The organism is Mesorhizobium sp. Mes31, assembly GCF_024519675.1.
Taxonomy (GTDB): domain Bacteria; phylum Pseudomonadota; class Alphaproteobacteria; order Rhizobiales; family Rhizobiaceae; genus Mesorhizobium.
Map to the genome: position 1 here is coordinate 276,301 of NZ_JALJRL010000004.1, position 20,450 is coordinate 296,750.

General features: G+C 62.2%; 22 protein-coding genes and 1 tRNA gene. 16 read left to right on the forward strand and 7 right to left on the reverse strand.

Annotated elements, in window-relative coordinates; genetic code table 11:
• The first annotated feature begins 10 nt into the window (after positions 1-10).
• From NR193_RS09175 to NR193_RS09215, 9 genes are all read left to right on the forward strand, one after another.
• Complete coding sequence (locus tag NR193_RS09175; RefSeq protein WP_256750550.1) at positions 11-853, forward strand: LysR family transcriptional regulator; 843 nt, start codon at positions 11-13, stop codon at positions 851-853.
• Positions 854-1,046: 193 nt separating this feature from the next.
• Positions 1,047-1,802, forward strand: a complete 756-nt coding sequence (gene radC / locus NR193_RS09180) for a DNA repair protein RadC (RefSeq protein ID WP_256750551.1) — start codon at positions 1,047-1,049, stop codon at positions 1,800-1,802.
• A gap of 298 nt (positions 1,803-2,100) precedes the next feature.
• On the forward strand, positions 2,101-3,282 hold the full coding sequence (locus NR193_RS09185) for a carbohydrate kinase family protein (protein ID WP_256750552.1): 1,182 nt from the start codon (positions 2,101-2,103) through the stop codon (positions 3,280-3,282).
• 72 nt (positions 3,283-3,354) lie between these two features.
• Positions 3,355-4,131 (forward strand): glutamine amidotransferase, encoded by a 777-nt coding sequence (locus NR193_RS09190; protein WP_256750553.1) that lies wholly within the window; start codon positions 3,355-3,357, stop codon positions 4,129-4,131.
• Positions 4,132-4,174: 43 nt separating this feature from the next.
• On the forward strand, positions 4,175-4,927 hold the full coding sequence (locus tag NR193_RS09195; protein ID WP_256750554.1) for an ATP-binding cassette domain-containing protein: 753 nt from the start codon (positions 4,175-4,177) through the stop codon (positions 4,925-4,927).
• A 34-nt stretch (positions 4,928-4,961) separates the two neighbouring features.
• On the forward strand, positions 4,962-5,948 hold the full coding sequence (locus tag NR193_RS09200) for an autoinducer 2 ABC transporter substrate-binding protein (protein ID WP_256750555.1): 987 nt from the start codon (positions 4,962-4,964) through the stop codon (positions 5,946-5,948).
• A 47-nt stretch (positions 5,949-5,995) separates the two neighbouring features.
• A complete protein-coding gene (locus NR193_RS09205) occupies positions 5,996-6,943 on the forward strand; it encodes an ABC transporter permease (protein ID WP_256750556.1) in 948 nt (315 codons plus the stop codon).
• A complete protein-coding gene (locus NR193_RS09210; RefSeq protein WP_256750557.1) occupies positions 6,940-7,899 on the forward strand; it encodes an ABC transporter permease in 960 nt (319 codons plus the stop codon). The genes NR193_RS09205 and NR193_RS09210 overlap by 4 nt, the downstream gene beginning before the upstream one ends.
• Positions 7,899-9,215 (forward strand): M20 family metallopeptidase, encoded by a 1,317-nt coding sequence (locus tag NR193_RS09215; RefSeq protein WP_256750558.1) that lies wholly within the window; start codon positions 7,899-7,901, stop codon positions 9,213-9,215. Before NR193_RS09210 ends, NR193_RS09215 begins: the two co-directional genes overlap by 1 nt.
• A gap of 97 nt (positions 9,216-9,312) precedes the next feature.
• Here the strand turns inward: NR193_RS09215 and NR193_RS09220 are convergent, their stop codons facing one another.
• On the reverse strand, positions 9,313-9,837 hold the full coding sequence (locus NR193_RS09220; protein ID WP_256750559.1) for a hypothetical protein: 525 nt from the start codon (positions 9,835-9,837) through the stop codon (positions 9,313-9,315).
• A gap of 162 nt (positions 9,838-9,999) precedes the next feature.
• Positions 10,000-11,475 (reverse strand): trigger factor, encoded by a 1,476-nt coding sequence (gene tig, locus NR193_RS09225; protein ID WP_256750560.1) that lies wholly within the window; start codon positions 11,473-11,475, stop codon positions 10,000-10,002.
• 342 nt (positions 11,476-11,817) lie between these two features.
• On the opposite strand from tig, the gene NR193_RS09230 reads away from it, so the two are divergent.
• Both NR193_RS09230 and NR193_RS09235 read left to right on the forward strand, forming a co-directional pair.
• A tRNA-Leu gene (locus NR193_RS09230) sits at positions 11,818-11,902 on the forward strand.
• A gap of 149 nt (positions 11,903-12,051) precedes the next feature.
• Positions 12,052-12,756: a class I SAM-dependent methyltransferase gene (locus tag NR193_RS09235; protein WP_256750561.1), complete on the forward strand. Its 705-nt coding sequence runs from the start codon at positions 12,052-12,054 to the stop codon at positions 12,754-12,756.
• Positions 12,757-12,827: 71 nt separating this feature from the next.
• On the opposite strand, the gene NR193_RS09240 is transcribed toward NR193_RS09235, so the two are convergent.
• From NR193_RS09240 to NR193_RS09250, 3 genes are read right to left on the reverse strand one after another with little or no spacing between them, the layout of a single operon-like run.
• Positions 12,828-14,276, reverse strand: coding sequence for an aromatic amino acid lyase (locus NR193_RS09240; RefSeq protein ID WP_256750562.1), 1,449 nt, complete (start codon positions 14,274-14,276; stop codon positions 12,828-12,830).
• A 28-nt stretch (positions 14,277-14,304) separates the two neighbouring features.
• On the reverse strand, positions 14,305-14,889 hold the full coding sequence (locus tag NR193_RS09245) for a GDYXXLXY domain-containing protein (protein ID WP_256750563.1): 585 nt from the start codon (positions 14,887-14,889) through the stop codon (positions 14,305-14,307).
• A complete protein-coding gene (locus NR193_RS09250) occupies positions 14,886-16,004 on the reverse strand; it encodes a DUF2157 domain-containing protein (RefSeq protein ID WP_256750564.1) in 1,119 nt (372 codons plus the stop codon). Before NR193_RS09250 ends, NR193_RS09245 begins: the two co-directional genes overlap by 4 nt.
• Before the next feature lie 237 nt (positions 16,005-16,241).
• Between NR193_RS09250 and NR193_RS09255 the strand changes: the two genes are divergently transcribed.
• The 5 genes from NR193_RS09255 (at position 16,242) to NR193_RS09275 (ending at position 19,037) form a co-directional block, all read left to right on the forward strand.
• Complete coding sequence (locus NR193_RS09255; protein WP_013531315.1) at positions 16,242-16,382, forward strand: DUF1127 domain-containing protein; 141 nt, start codon at positions 16,242-16,244, stop codon at positions 16,380-16,382.
• Between the two features lie 49 nt (positions 16,383-16,431).
• Entirely contained in the window at positions 16,432-16,572 is a 141-nt protein-coding gene (locus tag NR193_RS09260; RefSeq protein ID WP_256750565.1) for a DUF1127 domain-containing protein, read from the forward strand.
• A gap of 376 nt (positions 16,573-16,948) precedes the next feature.
• The gene (gene trmFO, locus NR193_RS09265; protein ID WP_256750566.1) at positions 16,949-18,361 is read left to right on the forward strand and encodes a methylenetetrahydrofolate--tRNA-(uracil(54)-C(5))-methyltransferase (FADH(2)-oxidizing) TrmFO; all 1,413 of its coding nucleotides are present in this window, start codon (positions 16,949-16,951) and stop codon (positions 18,359-18,361) included.
• A gap of 69 nt (positions 18,362-18,430) precedes the next feature.
• Positions 18,431-18,721 carry a type II toxin-antitoxin system ParD family antitoxin gene (locus tag NR193_RS09270; protein ID WP_256750567.1) on the forward strand — a complete coding sequence of 97 codons (291 nt, stop codon included), beginning with the start codon at positions 18,431-18,433 and terminating at the stop codon, positions 18,719-18,721.
• Complete coding sequence (locus NR193_RS09275) at positions 18,705-19,037, forward strand: type II toxin-antitoxin system RelE/ParE family toxin (RefSeq protein ID WP_256750568.1); 333 nt, start codon at positions 18,705-18,707, stop codon at positions 19,035-19,037. Before NR193_RS09270 ends, NR193_RS09275 begins: the two co-directional genes overlap by 17 nt.
• A 9-nt stretch (positions 19,038-19,046) precedes the next feature.
• On the opposite strand, the gene NR193_RS09280 is transcribed toward NR193_RS09275, so the two are convergent.
• Entirely contained in the window at positions 19,047-19,997 is a 951-nt protein-coding gene (locus NR193_RS09280) for a sterol desaturase family protein (RefSeq protein ID WP_256750569.1), read from the reverse strand.
• Positions 19,998-20,043: 46 nt separating this feature from the next.
• Positions 20,044-20,433 carry a hypothetical protein gene (locus tag NR193_RS09285; RefSeq protein ID WP_256750570.1) on the reverse strand — a complete coding sequence of 130 codons (390 nt, stop codon included), beginning with the start codon at positions 20,431-20,433 and terminating at the stop codon, positions 20,044-20,046.
• Between the last annotated feature and the right edge of the window lie 17 nt (positions 20,434-20,450).

Consider the following 20,450-nt stretch of genomic DNA (forward strand, 5'->3'; position numbering starts at 1 on the left):
AAATGATCAGATGCTGGATTGGGAGGACCTTCGCCATTTCCATGCTCTTGGGCGTCTGGGCACACTGTCGGCCGCCGCCCGGGCACTCGGCGTGGAACATGCCACAGTAGCGAGACGGGTGGCGCACCTGGAAGAAAAGATCGGCGCCAAGCTCGTTGACCGGCGCGGGCGGCGCCTTTCGCTTACGGCCAAGGGCCAGCAGATTGCAAGCATCGCCACGCGAATGAGCGAAGACGCCCTGACAATCGAGCGCGCCGCACTGAATGCGGACAACCGGCATGCGGGTACGGTCAGGGTAAGCGCCCCGCCTGCCTTGGCGACCGCGCTGCTGGCCGAGCGGCTTGTTCGCCTCCGGCAACGACATCCCGGCATCGATGTCGTGGTCATCGGCGAGACGCGCTACGCCTCGCTTGGGCGGCGGGAGGCAGATATCGCCGTGCGGATGGCGCGACCGGAACAGGGCGACCTGACTGTCACCAAGATCGACGAGATTGGCTTCAGCCTCTATGCCGATCCCGCCTATCTCGCCGCGACGCGCGAGGCGGATTGGTCCTTCGTTGGTTATGAGGAGACCATGGCCTCGTCGCCGCAGGAAAGGATGCTTGTACAGATTGCCGAGGGTCGTCCAGTCGCTATCCGCGCCTCTTCGCTGGAGTTTCAACTGGCTGCCGTCAAGGCCGGCGGCGGCGTCGCGCTGCTGCCCGATTTCATGGCGGCGGATCTGAATTTGACCAGACTGCCTTTGCCGGGCGATCCACTTACGCGCGAAGTCTGGTTGGTCGTGCACACGGATATCAAGGATGTGCCGCTGATCCGCGCAGTGCTGGATGCGCTTGCCGGCAAGGTTAGATGAACGGGTGAAAGAGGCGGCCGAACTGCAAATCGGTTGACTGCCAGCATGGCGGCATGCGCCGCATACGCGCCACGAACGCATGTTCGACATGATGACGGTTGCGAAGTTTCACGCTGTCACCAAAAAACTCGACCATTCCGGCCTGCTGGCCTAGTATTTCGATGGGTCGGGCGGCAACTGGATGCGGGGGCATATGGGGGACACGGGCGACGACGAGCGGAGTTTCTTCTCCGAGGCGCCGGTCCGGCCTGCGGCGAAAGCCGTGACGCTCGACGAAAAGCCGCATTATGTCGGCCATCGCGACCGCTTGCGCGAGCGCTTTGCCGCCGCCGGTCCGGACGCCCTGCCCGACTACGAACTGCTGGAACTCCTGCTGTTTCGCCTGATCCCACGCGCCGACACCAAGCCGGTCGCCAAGGCGCTGCTGGCGCGGTTCGGCACGCTGGCCGAAGTGCTTGGCGCGCCGGTCGGCCTGCTGCAGGAGGTCAAGGGCATCGGTCCGACGGTGGCGCTCGACCTGAAAGTCGTCGCGGCGACCGCGCAGCGCATGGCGCGCGGCGAGGTTCGCGGCCGCGAAGTCCTCTCGTCATGGCAGCAGCTTCTCGACTATTGCCGCTCGGCCATGGCATTCGAGGAGCGCGAGCAGTTCCGCATTCTGTTCCTCGACAAGAAGAACGCGCTGATCGCCGATGAGGTGCAGCAGGTCGGCACCGTCGACCACACGCCCGTCTATCCGCGCGAAGTGGTCAAGCGCGCGCTCGAACTCTCGGCGACCGCGATCATTCTGGTCCACAACCATCCGTCGGGCGATCCGACGCCGTCGCGCGCCGACATCGAGATGACCAAGGAGATCATCGACGCCGCCAAGCGGCTGGGCATCGCCGTGCACGACCACATCATCATCGGGCGGAAAGGCTATTCCAGCATGAAGGGCCTGTTGCTGATCTAGGCGACGGGACTGGTGCCAAGCGATTGTATCGCGATTCTCCACGCGACAAATCGGACCTGTGCCGAACGTCCGATCACACCTGATCGATGGAATAAAATGCACAAAATTCGCCTGCACAATCTTTTTGCTGGAAAATTGAAAATCGTTCAATCTTGGAAAGATCAATTCCCATTCGGGCTATGACGCAGGAAAATTTCCCAAACCAAACGGGCAACATCCAGCTTTTTGGAAGATCATTTCATTGAGGCGTAGCATTTCCACTGCTACCGTTTGAAACGCTTCAATTGGAACCACGCAATTGCAACGCAAGCGCCCGACCATAGCGGATGTCGCACGAACCGCCGGTGTCTCCATCGGTACGGTATCGAATTTCATCAATGGAACTGCCAGCCTCAAGGAAGGCACGCGCGATCGCATAGAAAAGGCGGTTGCTGCACTGATGTACCGGCCCAGCTCGTTTGCACGCTCGCTCCCGGGCCGCGCACCGCGCAGGCCAAAGAACCTCGATCATCTGCCGAGGCTTCTGGTCGCGGGCCGGGTGAGTGTCGACTTCCTCTGCCGCGTCGACGTGTTGCCGCATCGCGACGACCGGATCACTGCCAGCCATATCGAAAAGGCACTGGGCGGGCCGGCGGCCAATCTCGCGGTTGCCGCCGCCGGCGTCGGCGCCCCCTATGCTCTTGACGTGGAACTGGCGACGGCGGTCGGCGAGGATCCCGAGAGCGACTGGGCGCTGGGCGAGCTTTCGAAACTGGGCGTCCACGCCTTGCCGATTCGCAGCACGCCCAACAACCGCCTCTCCCAGGCGATCGTTATCATCGAGCGCAACGGCAGCCGCACGATCATCAGCGAACCGTTTGAGCTTGGCGAGGTCGACCTGACCGCCAATCTCGACATCCAGCCCGAGCAGCGCCCGGCCTGTCTTCACATCGAAGGCTTTCACTATGAAACGATGACCGCATCCATAGCGCGCTTTCATCAGGCCGGCTGGAAGGTGAGCCTGCATTCGGCCGGCCTGCCCAAAAGCGCGCGCACGCCGGAAATCTTCACGCAGATGGTCAGACAGATCGACCTGACCTTCATCAACGACGTGATGATGCGGGAGATTTTCGACTTCCGCTCCCGGATGGCGACGATGATCGAAGAGGTGCGGCTGATGCTTTCCCGCATCAAGCCGCGCGGAACGGTGGTGCTCACCCTCGGCGAATTTGGCGCGGTCGTCTTTCCGGCGAGTGGCAGCCCGCAGATCGAAGTTCCGGCACTGCCTGTCAATCGCGTCGATGCGACCGGCGCCGGCGACAGCTTTGCCGGCATCTTTCTCAGCCTCTGGCTGCACGGCGCGTCGCTGGAAGACGCTGCCCGCCATGCGGCGATTGGTGCGAGCCTGACGACAACCGTCGAAGGCGCGCAGGGCCATATCGCCGACTTTGCGACATTGAAGGCTGCCGCCTTGGCGAATAGCGCCATGATGGCAAGCTAGATCAATGGCTTATCGACTTTGCGACCAACGGCAGACAGCCGTCCCATCTGGCGAAATCAGGAGGACATGACCATGGCGAAAACAAAGGTGCTTCTGGTCGGCGAGAGCTGGGTGAGTTCGGCGACCCACTACAAGGGGTTCGATCAGTTCGGCAGCGTTACCTTTCATCTGGGCGCAACGCCCCTGGTTGATGCCTTGAAGGACAGCGAATTCGATCTTGATTACATGCCGGCTCACGAGGCTGTCGAGAAACTGCCTTTCACCATGGAGGGCCTGTCGCAATACAAGGCGATCATCCTGTCCGACATTGGCGCCAACTCGTTGCTGCTCCACCCCGATGTCTGGCTGCATGGCAAGACGGTACCCAACCGGCTCAAGCTTCTGCGCGACTGGACGCTGGCTGGCGGCGGCCTGATCATGATCGGCGGCTACTTCAGCTTCCAGGGCATCGACGGCAAGGCCCGCTGGCATCGCACGGCTGTCGAGGACGCCTTGCCGGTGACCTGCCTTCCCAATGATGACCGGCTTGAAATTCCCGAAGGCTTTCGGCCTTCGATCACTGGCCCCAGGGATCATCCGATCTTTGCCGGCATCGACGGCGAATGGCCCCTGCTGCTCGGCGCCAACGAGGTCATTGCCCGCGATCGGAATGATGTCGAGGTGTTGGCGCGGCTGCCGCAGGATCAGGGCGGCCATCCCCTGCTGGTCACCGGACGTCATGGCGAGGGCCGCACCTTGGCATGGACATCGGATATCGGCCCGCACTGGCTGCCGAACAGCTTTGTCGAATGGCCCGGCTACGCGCGCCTTTGGACCAACGTGCTTCGCTGGGTCAGCAAGGCCGTCTAGCCAATCAGCAACGCCGGGGAACCGCCATGACAGTACGTTTCTTGTGGCCAGGAACATCGCCAAGCGCTTCGGCGCGCTGACCGCGCTTGCCAATGTCGACCTGGAGATCCGCTCCGGCGAAGTGCTGGCGCTTCTCGGCGACAATGGCGCGGGCAAATCGACCTTCATCAAGATCCTGGCCGGGGCCCATCCGCCCAGCGATGGCGAACTGGTCATCGAAGGCAATCCGGTGGCCTTTTCCTCGCCCAAGGATGCCGCGTCATCGGGGATCGCGACGATCTTCCAGGAACTGGCGCTCTCGGAGAACCTTTCAATCGCCGAAAACGTCTTTTTAGGTCGAGAATTGAAACGCTCCATTTTTGGCATTCCGTTTCTGAAGCGCAAGGAAATGCGCCAGCGCGTCGACGATCTCCTGCAGGAACTCGACGCCCATATCTCCGATCCGGAAGCCCCCGTCGGCAGCCTGTCGGGCGGCCAACGCCAGGCCGTCGCCATCTGCCGGGCGCTCAATCTGAACGCCAGGCTGGTGATCATGGATGAGCCGACGGCAGCCCTTGCCGTTGCCGAGACCCGAAAGGTCCTGGCACTGACGCGGCGGCTGGCCGCGCGCGGCTGCGCCGTCGTTCTCATCAGCCACAACATTTCCGAAGTCTTCGAGGTTGCCGACCGCATCGTGGTGTTCCGGCGCGGCGGCAAGGTCGCCGAACGTCTGGCGGCCGAAACCAACCACGAGGAAGTCGTTTCGCTCATAACAGGCGCTCATCCCGACGTGCGTGCGCTCGAAAAAACAAACTGAAACGCACGTCATTTCCAGAGAGGATCAAACCACAATGCTTTCACAGTTCAAGAAAGTGCTCGCGGCCTCCGCATTGTCGCTCGTCGTTGCCACGGCAGCGCATGCCGCCGACAAACACAAGGTCGCCTTCGTCCCGCAATTGATCGGCATCCCTTACTTCAACGCCATGGAAGCCGGCGGCAATCGTGCCGCCAAGGATCTGGGTGTCGACTTCATCTATTCCGGCCCGGTCGACACCAATCCGGTCGACCAGCTGCAGATCGTCCAGAACCTGATCGACCAGGGAGTCGAGGCGGTCTCGGTCAGCGTCCTCGATGCCTCCAGCATCGCTCCCGTGGTCGAGAGCGCCAAGGCGAAAGGCATCAAGCTGTTCACCAGCGACAGCGATGCGCCCGACAGCGGCCGCGCGGTCTATGTGGCCCAGGCGACCGACGAAGGCCTCGGCACGACGATCATCGACGAGCTCGTCAAGCGCGTTGGCGAGGATGCAGCGATCGGCATCGTCTCCGGCGAAGCAACGGCGTCCAACCTCAACGCCTGGATCGGCTTCATGCAGAAAGAAGCCGCCGCGAAATACCCGAAGCTGAAGCTGCTCGCGCCGCAATTCGCCGGTGGCACCGCTGAACGCGCCGCGCAGATCTCCGGCGACCTGATGGCCGCCAACCCCGATATCAAGGCCATCATCGCCGTTGCATCCTCGACATGCCCGGGCGTCGCCCAGGCCATCGAAACCGCCGGCAAGATCGGCTCCGTCATCGGTGCCGGCTATTGCAGCCCGAACACGGCACGGTCCTACCTGAAGAGCGGCGCCTTCGGCTTCACCGTGCTGTGGGACCCCGAGCAGCTCGGCTATCTCACCGTCTGGGCCGGCAAGCAGCTGATCGACGGCAAGACCTTCGAGGCGGAAAACAAGATTGCCGGCCTCGACAAGCCCGTCACCTATGACGCCACGAAGGGCATTCTGCTGCTCGGGCCGCCGGCTGTCTTCACCAAGGACAATGTCGACAAGTTCAACTTCTGAGCCTTGCCATGAATGCGGTGCGGCAGTTTGGAAACGGTGTCTTCTCCATGAACAGGCGGGAGTGGTCTCTGCTTGTCGCCTGTTTGCTGGCGGTCATCGTCTTTTCTGTCGCATCGCCCCACTACGCGACGTCAGGCAATGCAGCCACGGTCTTGCGCAACAGCGTCGAACTGTTGCTGATCGGCCTTGGCATGACATTGTTGCTGGCCATGGGCGGCATCGATGTGTCGATCGGAATCGTCATGGGGCTGGCGGCCATCGCAATCGGCCGCGTGCTCGGTGCCGACGGCAATCCGGTGCTGGCGCTCGTCGGGGGCCCCGCGGTGGGCGCGCTGCTGGGATGCGTGACCGCCACCGTCGTCGTTCTCGGCCGCGTTCCGGCAATCGTCGGAACGCTCGGCCTGCTCGGCGTCTACCGCACAGCTGTGTTTGTCCTTCTCGGCGGGCAATGGCTTTCCGGCTTGCCCGCGAGCCTCACCAATCTGCTGGCAACCACCGTGCTCGGCGTCCCCGTCCCTGCTTTGGTGATTGCCGCTGCCTATCTGGTCGTCTGGCTGGCGCTTCGGCGAACCCCCTATGGGCTGCACTTGCTGGCGATCGGCAATTCGGAGGAAAAGGCGCGACTGTCGGGCATCCCGGTCATCAGGACCCGCTTCATGACCTTCGTCATCAGCGGGGTCCTGACCGGCATTGCCGCCACTTTCTATGTCGCCACCTACCGCAATGTGGAAATGACGATCGGCAGTACGCTGGCGCTGGATGCCATTGCCGCGGTCATTCTTGGCGGCACAAGCATATTGGGCGGCAAATGCAGCCTGATCGGCACGGTGCTCGGCGTGCTTCTGCTGAGAATTCTTCAGAACGGACTGCTTTTGATCGGTGTCCCTTCGCTCTGGCAGCCTGTCGTCACCGGCGTTCTCATCATCGGCGTGCTTGGCTTCGAAGCCATCTCCAACCGCTTCCCTGTGGTCCAGCTCCTGCGAGCCCGCGCATGAAGACGCTTCGGAACCTGCAGGGCCCGGCCCTCACCCTGGCTTTGTTGTGCGGGCTTTGGCTGATCGTGATTGTTGGCCTGCTAGCGCTCAAGCCTTCAGTCTATAATCTGGGCACAGTTACCACCATTCTTCAGTTCTCGACGATCCTGGCCCTGGTCGGCCTTGGGCAAGGGCTGGTCATCCTGGCCGGCGGCGCGGGCATCGACCTGTCGGTCGGCGGCGCGGTCTCGCTCTCCGCCATCGTTGGAATGCTCTGCGTAAAGCTGGGCTTGCCGCCCGTTCTGCTGCCTGTCGTCTGCATTCTGGCGGGCGCGATGCTCGGTGCCTTGAACGGATGGCTGGTGAACGGGCTCGCGCTTCTTCCCTTCATCGCGACACTGGGCACATTCTTCGTCTATTCCGGCGCAGCCCTTGCCGTCACCGGCGGCGCGGCCCAGGCAGGCGTACCCCCCTGGCTGCTCCTGTGGGGGCGCGGCGTCGTCATGGGCATTCCCGTGCCCTTCCTCACGCTTGCCATCCCCTGCTTTGCTCTGGCCGGCCTGGTACTGCTCTCGACGGCCTGGGGGCGCTGGATCTACGCGATGGGCTTCAATGAACGCTCGGCCAAACTGGTCGGCATTCCGGTCGACCGCGTTCGCTTCATCCTCTACTCCTTGAGTGGCGCGCTCGCCGGTGCCGCCGGTCTCGTCTCGCTCGCCTGGCTCGGCAGCGGCCGGCCCAATATCGGCCAGAACCTCGAGCTTGAATCGCTGACTGCCGCCATGCTTGGGGGCATTGCCATCACCGGCGGACGTGGCGGCGTCGGCGGCGTGTTCGCGGCCGTCCTGCTCCTGGTCACGCTGAAGACCGGTCTTCTGCAACTGAACATCAATACGGTCTGGCAGGTGGGAATTGTCGGCGCCCTACTGGTTTTCGTCCTTCTCGTCGACCGACTTTCCCAACGTTGGAGATCATAATGCCTTCCATTGAAGAGATCATTGCCGCGCGCGTCGAGGCAACCGCCGATCGCATCGTCGCAACGCTGAGCGATCTCGTCGCTTTCCCCTCGATTGTGAAATCCAATCCGAAGGACGCTGGCCCCGGTGAGCGTGATTGCCAGCTCTATCTGCAAAAACGCATCGAGGCGCTCGGCTTCTCGACCGATCTCTGGGACCCGGACGGCCCGGCACTCTACGAGAAATACAAGGGTCGCGCCGGCGCCAACAAGGGCAGGACGTTCGAGGGCAGACCCAATCTGGGCGGCGTCCTGAAGGGCACGGGCGGCGGGCGCTCCATCATGCTGACCGGCCACATCGACGTTGTGCCACCGGGTGCCGCCAGCCATTGGACGACCGACCCGTTCCAGCCCGTTCTCAAGGACGGATTTCTGCACGGCCGCGGCACGGTCGACATGAAAGGCGGCGTTGCCTGCATGCTGATGGCCATCGAAATCCTGAAGGAGCTCGACATTCCCCTGTCCGGAGACGTCGTCTTCACCACCGTCGTCGATGAGGAAATCGGTGGCATGGGTTCGCTCGCCATGGTCGATCGCGGCTTTCACGCCGACGCCGGCATCATGACCGAACCGACGGCGAACAAGATCGCGCCGCTCTGTCACGGCATTTTGTGGGGAAAGATCATCATCGACGGCATAGGCGGCCACGCGGAACTGACGCCGAACGCCTGGTACTCGAGCGGCCCGGTCGACGCCGTCCAGCTTTGCCGGCAGATCCTCGACGGCATCGACATTCTCAACCGGCGCTGGATGTTCGATCCGAAGAAGAACCATCCGCTGATGGACCTGCCGAACCAGATCATCGTCACCCAGATCAATGCCGGCGAACACCCCTCCTCCATGGCAGGACGCGGCGAGATCATCATCGACGCGCAGTATCTGCCAAGCGAGCATGACGAGTTCAGGCTGGGCGGCAACGTCAAGCGCGAAATCGAAGAGCATATCGCCAATGTCTGCCAGGCTGATCCCTATCTGCGCCAGCACCCTGCCCGCGTCGAATGGATCCTCGACGCGGATTGCGCCGAGATCCCGTCGGACAATCCGTTCATCGGCGTCTTCCAGCTGGCTGTCGAGGAAGCCAAGCTGTCGCCCGTCCTGAGCGGTTTTGGCGCACACAGCGACATCGGCCTGCCGACAGGCCTTGGCAACACGCCGACGGTCAACTTCGGTCCCGGCGATCCGGCGCAGGCGCATCAGCCGAACGAGCGCGTTTCGGTGCGGGATCTCGTCGATTGCACAAAGGCAATTGCAATCGCCGTCGAGAAATGGTGCCGCTGACGCGACGACAAGGTCGCCTTCGTCAGCGAGATGCCAATGGCGGGATGAGGCCCTTCGAAAACGCCGCGCCTGTCGTTGCCCTGGTCTCGCGCTGCGATTACGGCGGATCAGTCTTGCAGCTGCCGGCAATCTGGTCGACGGCTTCGCCGAGCCCGGCGAGATCGAAATCGGCCTCGCCGCGCCCCGACAGCAGCCCGAACCGCCAGGAAAGCAACAGTCGGCTTGCGGAAACAAGGCGTCTGATGCCGTCGGCACCGTCGCGAACCAGCATCCTGCCGCGCGGCCCGACCGACCAACTCTCAGCGAACTTGCTGCCCTGGTCGACCGTGACAGACATGGTGATCCTGCGGCTGGCTGAGACGGCGTCATTCAGCTGCAGCCATTCTGTCCAGCGCGGTTCGCTGTTTGCCCGGCAGGCAATCGTCAGGATCGGGCTGTAGCTCAAGGCGCCGCCGCCGGTGATCAGCTTGTTGGTCGCATAAAGCGATGCCGTGACGAGACCGTCTTCGCCCGTACCGAACCGCCAATTGTCAAGAACCGTATCGGCTTGGGCAATGCCACAGACCGAGACAAGAACCAGCGCGATTGCCGCAGCGTGTCCCACTTCAACCAACAGCCTCAACACGCCCTCCAACAGCCAAGCGGCTTGCGATACAAGCGCAGATAAGAATCAAAGCTTGGTATCGCTACAGGCCATCGCTCGCGAAGCGTTCCGGCTGTTGCAGTTTCGCAACAAAAAGGCCGCCTCGAGGGCGGCCTTTGCTGTTTCAACGAAATGCTCGGATTATTCGGCGTCCTTGGCGGCCTTCTTCTTCGGCGCGGCCTTCTTCTTGGGCTCTTCCGCCTCGTCGGCCTTCTTGTCGTCGGCCTTCTTGGCGGCCGCCTTCTTCGCCGGCTTCGCCTTGGTCGTGGTTTCAGCCTCCTCATCGTCGGCCATCAGCTCTTCCTTGCTGACCTTGACGTCGGTGACGGAGATCTGGCCGAGCAGATGGTCGACCACCTTCTCCTCGAACATCGGCGCGCGCAGCGTGTTCAGCGCTTCCGGATTGCTGCGGTAGAACTCGAAGACTTCCTGCTGCTGGTTGGCCGGATAGCGACGCACCTGCTCGAACAGACCGCGCTGCAACTCTTCATCCGACACGGTGACGCCGGCCTTCTCGCCGATTTCAGCCAGCACCAGGCCGAGACGCACGCGGCGTTCGGCTAGACGCAGATATTCGGCGCGTGCCTCTTCTTCCGTCGTCTCTTCGTCGGCGAAGGTGCGTCCGGCCGCCTCCAGGTCACGATTGACCTGCGCCCAGATGTTGTTGAACTCGGCGTCGACGAGCTTCGACGGCGCCTCGAACGAGTAGGACGCGTCGAGCTGGTCGAGCAGCTGGCGCTTGACCTTCTGGCGCGTCATGGCTCCGAACTGGTTCTCGATCTGGCCACGCACCACGTCACGCAGGCGCTCCAGCGACTCCAGGCCGAGGTTCTTGGCGGTCTCATCGTTGATTTCCAGCGCGCCGGGCTGGGAGACTTCCTTGACGGTGACGTCGAAGGTCGCCTCCTTGCCGGCCAGGTTCGCCGCCTGGTAATTCTCCGGGAAGGTCACGGTGACCTGCTTTTCGTCACCGGCCTTGGCGCCGACCAGCTGATCCTCGAAACCCGGGATGAATTCCTTGGAGCCCAGCACCAGCGGCTGATCGGTGCCGGCGCCGCCCGCGAAGGCCTCGCCGTCGATCTTGCCGACATAGTCGATCGTCACGCGGTCGCCATTGGCCGCCTTGCCGGTCTTCGGCTCGTAGCTGCGTGCCGATTCGGCAACGCGCTGGACCTGCTCGTCGATCTCGGTGTCAGGCACGTCGAACACCTGACGCGTCACCTTGATGTCGGAGAAATCCTTGATCTCGATCGCCGGAATGATTTCGTAGTTGAGGCGGAATTCGAAGTCGGCGCCGCCAGCCAGGATCTTCTCGGCTTCCTTCTCGTCCTCGGTCATGATGACCTCGGGCTGCATGGCGGCCTTTTCGCCGCGGCCCGAAATGATCGAACGGGTCGAATCGTTGAGGATCTCATTGACCACTTCGGCCATGAACGACTTGCCGTAGACCTTGCGCAGGTGCTGCACCGGCACCTTGCCGGGACGGAAGCCATTGATGCGGACCTTGTTCCTGGCGTCCGAAAGCCGCGCCATCAGCTTGGCTTCCATGTCACCGGCCGGCACGGTGATCTTGATCTCGCGCTTGAGACCGGAGTTGAGTGTTTCGGTGACCTGCATCGTAAAACCTTTGTTTTCACCAATGAGGCTGCCAAACGGCTTTCTGCCGTTCACAGCCTGCCGGTATATTCTTGCCGGGAATGGCTTTTGGTACGGAACCTGGCGATTTGACCGAAAATACGGCTCAAATTCTCCCAAACTGCGTTCCAAAATGTGAATAAGTCTTTGTTTTTCCTACTTCTTATCACATTTTGCAGAAGCGGATCGTCGCGTCCCGTCACATTCGACACGCCTTTTGTCACAGGCGAGCCTAATTTTCAACCATCTTCGCATTTCGGCGAATAGCCATCATTTCGGCCCTGACATTGACAGAATGATGGCTACATGGGATTGCCGGTTCATGCGGATGTGGCGGAACTGGTAGACGCCCTGGATTTAGGTTCCAGTGCCGAAAGGCGTGGGGGTTCGAGTCCCTTCATCCGCACCACTCGCCACCTTGGCCGTTTCATCCGCCTCTTCGTGTTCGTGACTCTGTTTTCCCCGGCGCGGCCATGCGCCGATCGAAAGTCCTGCTGATTGATCGCTTGAGAGACAGCCGGCAATGAGATCAACTCATTGCCTGGGAAACGCGGGGCAATGATGACGGTTGAGTACTGGAACAAAGCGCACATCTGTGGGCTGCTCTCGGTTCGCTTCGGGCTCACGAGCTACCTCGAGATCAACACGAGCACCACAGGCTTCAGATACGCGGAAGCACGGCAATTGGGTTTTCGCCCCTGCATGCGTCTGGTGTATCGGGCGACCGAGCCGCCGCTCGATGGCCTCCCGGTGGATTTCACCTCCGCGGACGAGGATATCGCGGCATGTCTCAATGACACGCGCCTGAAGGGACGGACGTTCGACATCGTGTTCGTCGATCCGCATCACACATACGAGTGCTCGGCGCGAGATATCAGGGAGGCTTTCCGCATGGTGTCGCCCGGGGGTGCCGTGGTGGTGCATGACTGCCTGCCCCCAAATCGGGCTGCAGCCAATCCCTCCTTCTTCCACGGCGAGTGGTGTGGCGTGACTTACAAGGCATACATCGATTTCGTGCTGGGCAATCCGGATCTTGACTATTTTACGGTGGATGCCGACTACGGCTGTGGCGTCATTTTGAAGCCGAAGGGGACTCGCGCGAAGATAAAGAACTGGCTGCGTGCCCGACGCGTTCGCGAGTTGAAAGACGAATGGCGATCGGTCGGCAATGATTTTGATGCGGCCTTCGACAAGTTCATGGCCGACAAAACCAGACTCTTGCGCCTTGTCGACTTTAGCCTGCTGCGCAGAAAACTTCGCTGAAACGACAGTCAGCCAGCCTTGCCAATCTCGCCATAAGCCCGGAGAAGCGACGCCGCCAAAAAATCGGCGGCCTACGTCTCGAAGACCTGACGTGTGAACCACTCGGCCAGCTTTGCAAGCTCCGGCCCCAGCACCCGATCCTCGCCGACAGGCGGCACGACACTTCTGATTTCGTCGACGAATGACCGCAGGGCCGGCGGTGGCGCACGCCGGGTGACGTGCAGCGCCTGCGAGGCCATCATTGCCAGCATTGCCACCGCCGCGTCGACGCAGCGGCCGGCGGTGGCCTCCTTGGTCCATGCGAAGAACGCCGTGGTGGCGACATCGTCCTGCCCGGCGCCGGCTGATTCCGTTCCTGGAATGAAGGTGCGCTGCGCAGCAAGCTTGGCCTGCTCGAGATAGCCGGTAATCGCCATCGGTACATAGCCGACATTGCCGTGGCCGTCGCTGTCGGCCCAATGCCGCCCGGTCATCAGGAGATCGGGCAGCAGCGACACCTTGCCATTCAGAAGCTTGGAGGCGTGACGGTCGCAGAGCAGGCAGATATCGGCCCATATCGCCGCAAGGTCGTCCAGAGCAGGCGTCGCCATGGCGTTGTGATAGCCGCCCGTACTGATGCAGCGCCCCAACGGGTGCGCGTCGTCGGGCGGGACATAGACCGGATTGTCCGATATCGAGGCCAGCGAAACGTCTGCGGCCCGCTCGGCCGACGAGAGTGCACGATGCGCATGGCCGAGAACGCGCGGCACGATGCGGTAGCTGACCGGCGCCTGATAGTTGCGCCTGCCATCTCCGGCATCGACCAGGAATTGCCGCAGCCCCTGGAGGGCCGCCGCCTCGTGCTCATCGCCCCAGAGCGCGTCGAGCGCCGCGTCGTAGTGTTCGAGCGGAGCGCGAAACGCTTCGATCGACAGCGCGAACACCTTGTGCGCGATCCGGATGCGGCGGCGCGCCGCGAGCGCCGCGTCGGCCACCAGGGCAGCAGCACAGGGCGAGCCGTTGATCAGCGAGCCCCGTTCCTTGACCTCCAGGTCGAAACGCGTCGAAAGCTCGGCAAACAGCGGATAGAGCGCCAGGATTTCGCCGGCGCCGCCCTGACCTGCGGCCGGCACCATTGGCATCGGGCCGCCGTCGAGCATCGCGGCAACGGCGAGCGCGATGCGCGGCGTGGTGGCGGCGTTGCCCTCGATGAAGTTCGTCAGGCGGGCAAGCACGATCGCCCTGACCACGCGATCAGGCAAAGGCTCACCGAACGAGGTTGCGGCGGCGAACGCCTTGATGCGCGCATGGCGGTCCCGCTCGTCATGCGCGAGCCGTTGGCTCGCCAATTCCCCCATGGCGGTGGTGACACCATAGATCACCGGTGGCGGATCGGTTTCAATCAGCTTCAGGAACGAGGCGCGGCAGTCGGCGATGCGCCACAGGGCCTTCTCGCCGATCTCCACCGTGTCCTTTTTCCAGGCGACGCGAAAAACAGTGTCGAGGTTGATGTCTTCACGCGTCGTCAGGGTAATTGGCATGTTTCACACCACGGCAGGCACGGACATTTCAGTAGAGTGGCTCCTCGAACAGCGTCTTGTCGCCATCCACCAGCGCCTTGATCTGGGCGGTGCCATCGCCGGAGAGCGCGAGGCGTATCCCGAACGGACGCACCCGCATGTCGTTCTGGATCGCCATCCCCTCGCCCTCCGGCAGATAGAAGCGTTCGATGCCATAATCCGGCGCGATGGTCATTCCCTCGCCGCGAAGGTCCCAGCCTTCGGCGACATGGCCTGATATATCGGCCTCGTCGGCGGCGGCCGGCGTCGGTGCCTTGCCGAACCAGGCGGCGGTCGGCGTCCAGTAGCCGTCGGCGCCCTTCTTCAGTCGGACCACGATCGGCGTGTCATCGCTGGAGAATTTGTCGGCCGGAATGTTGGCGATCATTTTCACCGGTATCCGCGAAATCTCGTAGCCGAGGATGATGTAGTCGCCGCGCAGGAGATCGCGTGGATCGACGGGTTCGATCTTCAGCAGCACCTCCTTGCCGTTGCGCAGGATCGCCGCCCGGCCGGCGATGATCCAGCTCAGGAAGCCTATCTGGACGAGCGCCAGCACCAGCGCCGAGATGATCAGCCGCTTTCCGGTCATCATGCCGTGGCTCCCCCGGTTGCTGGACCTTTCATGCGCTTTTCCACGCGGATGATGACGAGCGCAAGGATGCCGAGCAGCACCGCTGCGGCAAGGAAGAAGCCCGCCGTATCGAGCATCGATTGCAAGGTCACGACATAGATGATGGCGAGTTCGAAGGCGAAGCCGAGATAGGCAAGCCAGCGCAGCCCACGGCTCTCCCGGCCCGCCAGCACGATGGCCGCGACGATGCCGGCCAGCGCGACGACCGAGGCGATGGCAAAACCACTGTCGTAGGTGCTTTTGTCGGCCAACTCGAACTGGATCATTGCCAGGCCGGTGAGGAAGCCGAGCAAGGCGTGCAAGGGCAAGCGGCCGCCGAGCTGGACCATCTTGTCGACCTGATCCGGCGCGAGGACGGAAGCCGCGAACAGCAGCACCGACACGATGACAAGAGGAATTGCCACCTGCAGCGTCGAGTGATCCATGGCGAACAGCACGAGATAGAAGAGCAGCGACAGGATAATGAGGTGTCGCGCCGGCTGGCTGCGGGTCCAGAACGAGACGGCAAACAGCACGATCGCCATGACGACGAAGGCATGCGGAAATTCGCTGCGATTGAAATAGTCGAACCCTTTCAGGAACAGCCAGGCATCGGCGATGCCGACCGATGCGACGGTCAGCGGGTTCGAACGCAGCGCGACTGCCGCCAATGCCGTACCGGCACCCCAGGTGACCAAAGCAGACGCCTCGTCGCCAGACAGGTGATACATCTGGCCGATCAGTGCGATCGAACCGCCGAAAGCCGCGGCCGCCACGATCCACAGCGCCTCGCCGATCGCCGCATGGTCGCGCGTCTTCAGCACCGCACCGCCGACATAGCCGCCAAGGATGACGGCAAACAGTGCCGCTACCCTTGCCAGCCGCGGGATCGCGTCCCAGTTGGCGGCGACGAAAATCAGGATGGCGGCGCCGAACAGCAAGGCGGCCATCATCGCCAGGATCGAGCCGAAGCTGAGCGATTTGCGCTCGTTGGCCTCGACGTCGCGCGCCAGGGAATCGGCGGTCGCCGCGTCGATCAGGCCGGTCTGTTGCCAGCGCGCGATATCGGACCTGACCCGCGACGAATAGCTCGCCATACTGCCCCTCCCCAGTTCGGTCGTTTTTTCAGCCGACCCGGTCAAACCGTTGACGCAACGGCATTTTCCGATTCGGGTTTCTTTGTGTCAGGTCCGTGAACGCGCGTTAATGTTGCATTGCACAATTTGCATTGCTGCCATGCAGCCATAGCGCTTTTAAATCGATATGAGCCCGCCTATCTATGGTTCGTACACAAAGACGGAATGATCCGGAAGAAAGACGAAACGAGAAATACCATGAACCTGATCCGCAACTACCGCAACTGGCGCCGCTACCGGGACACTGTCTCCGAGCTGAGCCGCCTGAGCAACCGTGAACTGACCGACCTCGGCATCAGCCGCAGCGACATTCCTTACGTCGCTCGCAAGGCGGTCTAACTCTTCGGACCGCAAATGGTCCGAACCAGTTTTGAAAAAGAGAACGACAATGAACCTGATCCGCAACTATCGTAACTGGCGCGTTTATCGCGAGACGGTTTCTGAGCTGGGTCGCCTTTCGAACCGCCAGCTGCATGATCTTGGTATCGTCCGCGACGAAATCAAGAGCGTCGCCCGCCGGGCGATCTAATCCAGGAATTTCGCCAGGGTCGACCTCCTCCCCGACCTTGACGAATACGGTCACCCCTTACCTCCTCCCAAGGGTTGACCACCAAAACGGCGCCCGCCGCACCTCCTCCCGCGGCGGGCGCTGTTCCCCAAAAAAGGGTTTCGCCCCTTTCGAAATTAGCGAAAGAGATTTCGTCAAAGCCGACCTCCTCCCCGGCGATGACGAATACGGTCGGCCTTCACCTCCTCCCGAGGGTCGACCCCCAAAACGACACCCGCCGGACCTCCTCCCCCGGCGGGTGTTGTTGTTTTCAGGGGCTGGTTCCTTCGGTAGCTGTTTTGCCCGGCACCACGCACGGCAATTGCAATCGCCGCACCAAGCGATTATTCCGGCGCTCATGAGCAAAAATCCCATCCACATCATCGGCGGCGGCCTCGCTGGCTCCGAAGCTGCCTGGCAGGCGGCGCAAGCCGGCGTGCCGGTTGTCCTGCATGAAATGCGGCCCGTTCGCGGCACCGATGCGCACAAGACCGATGGTCTGGCCGAGCTCGTCTGTTCCAATTCGTTCCGTTCCGACGACGCCGAAAACAACGCCGTCGGCCTGTTGCACGCCGAAATGCGGCTGGCTGGCTCCTTGATCATGAGTGCCGGCGACGCCAACCAGGTGCCGGCGGGTGGCGCGCTTGCCGTCGACCGCGACGGCTTCTCCGACGCCGTGACGAAAAAGCTCGAAGCGCACCCGCTGATCACCATCCAGCGCGAGGAAGTGTCGGGCCTGCCGCCGGCGGATTGGGATCAGGCGATCATCGCTACGGGTCCGCTGACCGCGCCTTCGCTCGCCCAGTCGATCGCCGAGGCGACCGGCGCCGACGCGCTCGCCTTCTTCGATGCCATCGCGCCGATCATCCATTTCGATACGATCGACATGGACACTTGCTGGTTCCAGTCGCGCTACGACAAGGTCGGGCCAGGCGGCACCGGCAAGGACTACATCAACTGTCCCCTCGACAAGGACCAGTACCTTGCCTTCGTACAGGCGCTGGTCGACGGCCAGAAAACCGAATTCAAACAATGGGAAGGTACGCCCTATTTCGACGGCTGCCTGCCGATCGAGATCATGGCCGAACGCGGCGTCGAGACGCTGCGCTACGGACCGATGAAGCCGATGGGGCTAACCAATGCGCACAATCCGACGGTGAAGGCTTATGCCGTCGTGCAGCTGCGGCAGGACAATGCGCTGGGCACGCTCTACAACATGGTCGGCTTCCAGACCAAGCTGAAGCATGCCGAACAGGTGCGCGTGTTCCGCACCATCCCGGGCCTCGAAAATGCCGATTTCGCTCGCCTCGGCGGCCTGCACCGCAACACCTACATCAACTCGCCGACCTTGCTCGATGCCTCGCTGCAGCTGAAGTCGCGCCCCGGCCTGCGCTTTGCCGGCCAGATCACCGGCTGCGAGGGCTACGTCGAGAGCGCCGCGATCGGCCTGCTCGCCGGACGCTTCGCCGCCGCCGAAAGGCTCGGCCATGCACCCTCGCTGCCGCCGCTCACCACGGCTTTCGGTGCCTTGCTCAACCACATCACCGGCGGCCACATCGTTTCCGATGACGAACCCGGGAAACGCTCCTTCCAGCCGATGAATGTCAATTTCGGCCTGTTTCCACCCGTCGAAGCCCCGAAGACCGAGGGCAAACGCATGCGCGGCAAGGACAAGACGGTCGCCAAACGGCATGCGATCACTTCGCGAGCGCAGGCCGACTGCCGGCAATGGCTGGGATTGGCGGCGCAAACGGCAGAAGCAGCGGAATAGACTTGCCGGCCTGATGGACCCCTGGCGTAAAGTGGGATAATATCCTACCTATCCCTAAGAGAGACATCCATGGAAGCCGCTGAAAAACTGTCCGTCACCGTCACGCCCGCCATGGCGCGCATGATCCGCGAGAAAGTCCAGGACGGCTCCTTCGGCTCGGCGAGCGAGGTCATCCGCGCCGCACTTCGCGCTTTCCAGCGCGAGGAGGAAGAGCATACCGAGCGGATGGCGTCGATCCGGGCGCGGGTGACGGCATCGATCGAGGACACGAGACCGAACCTTTCTGGAGAAGAGATTCGCGACCGGCTTAAGAAATTCGCTGGGCAATATTCGAGCCGCGCTGATGATTCGGCGGCTTGAAGTCGAGTATCGCGAAAGTGCCAGCGACGATCTTACCAACATTTTCATACACATAACCGAGGCAACCGGAAGTCCAGACGTAGCGCTGAGATTCGTGTTGCGCATCGAAGACCGCTGCCAGAGCATTGGCAACGCGCCTCGGGGTGGCCGTTCTCGTGACGACATCGTGCCAGGATTGCGAACGGTGCCGTTCGAGCACTCTGCTGTCATCGCCTACATCGTGGAAGACGATCTCGTCCGTATCGTCAACATTTTCTACGGCGGCCGCGACTACGAGACACTGATGCGCGATGGTGGCTCGAACGAGCCCTCATGATAAAAGCAGCTATTCCGCCGGCTCGACACTTGCAGCCGGCAGGCCCGGCTTGCCCGCCTCGCTGGGATTCCGCCTGACATAGGCGGCCTTCAGGCTCTCCGAGGTTTCGCGCGAGCCATCGTGGCTCCAGCCGGGCGGCTTGATCAGGTAGTTCAGGCGATCGCCCGGCGTAAGCCCTGGCGCAAAGGCATCCGCGAACATGCCGATCCATTCGTGGAACGCCACTTTCAGCGGATTGAAGGTGCCGATATTCTTGACGATGCCGTAGCGCGGCCGGTCCTCTTCCAATTCCTCGACGAAGGTGCCGAACATGCGGTCCCAGATGATCAGCGTGCCGGCATAGTTGGCATCGAGGTAGCGCGGATTGGTGGCGTGGTGGACGCGGTGATGCGAGGGTGTGTTGAAGACGAATTCGAACCAGCCCCACATCTTGCCGATGGTCTCGGTGTGAATCCAGAACTGCCAGACGAGATTGAAGCCGAAGGTGAAGGCAATCACCGCCGGATGGAAGCCGAGCAGCACCAGCGGCGCCTGCAGCACGAACATGAAGGTGAACAGCCCGGTCCAGCTTTGTCTCAGTGCCGTCGACAGATTGTAGTGCTGGCTGGAATGATGGTTGACGTGCTCGGCCCACACCCAGCGCACCCGGTGCGCAGTGCGGTGATAGACATAGTAGCGCAGATCATCGAGCAGGAAAGCGGCCAGGAACACCCACAACGACAGGCCGAGATTGAAGATCCGGTATTGCCACAGCCACAGGAGTGCCCAGTAGGACACGACGCCAAGCAGCAGCCCGGCGACGACATTGCCGGTGCCCATCATCAGGCTGGTCAGCGTGTCTCGCGTCTCGAACGAACCCTTGGCGCGGCCGGTGCGCACCAGCCATAGTTCGATCAGGATCGCTGCGACGAAGAACGGAATGGCCAGCTGAGTGACCTGCGGGAAATCGTAACTGTCCATCACGCGGCCCCCTTGGCGGAATTGCGGTGTTGCGACCCGAGAGCGTTCAGCAGGTCCTGCGCATCAACGGCGTCGGCAAAGCTGAAGCGGCCTCCCTTCCAGGTGAAATCGGCAAGTCGAAACGAGACCACGCCGGCCCCCTCGGCCACCAGAGCCGTGACATCGCGAGGCGTGACGATGCGCGCGTCAAAAAGCAGTCGCCGATGCCATGCACGATTCCGATGCGCCCTTGCCCGATATCCAGAAATGCTGTCCTGGCATCCGCCGTCAGGCGAACCCGCGTAGCAATGTCATCGGGAAAATCTTCGGCGAAACGGGTCAGCGCCTGATCCGGGCCGGCCAGCGCCGCTGTCTTGCTGCCGCCGGTGAAATGCACCGCGGCGACCGACAGCGCAATGCCAAGGACGACGATCGCGACCAGAACGGGCAAACTCATGGATTTCCTCCGGGCCG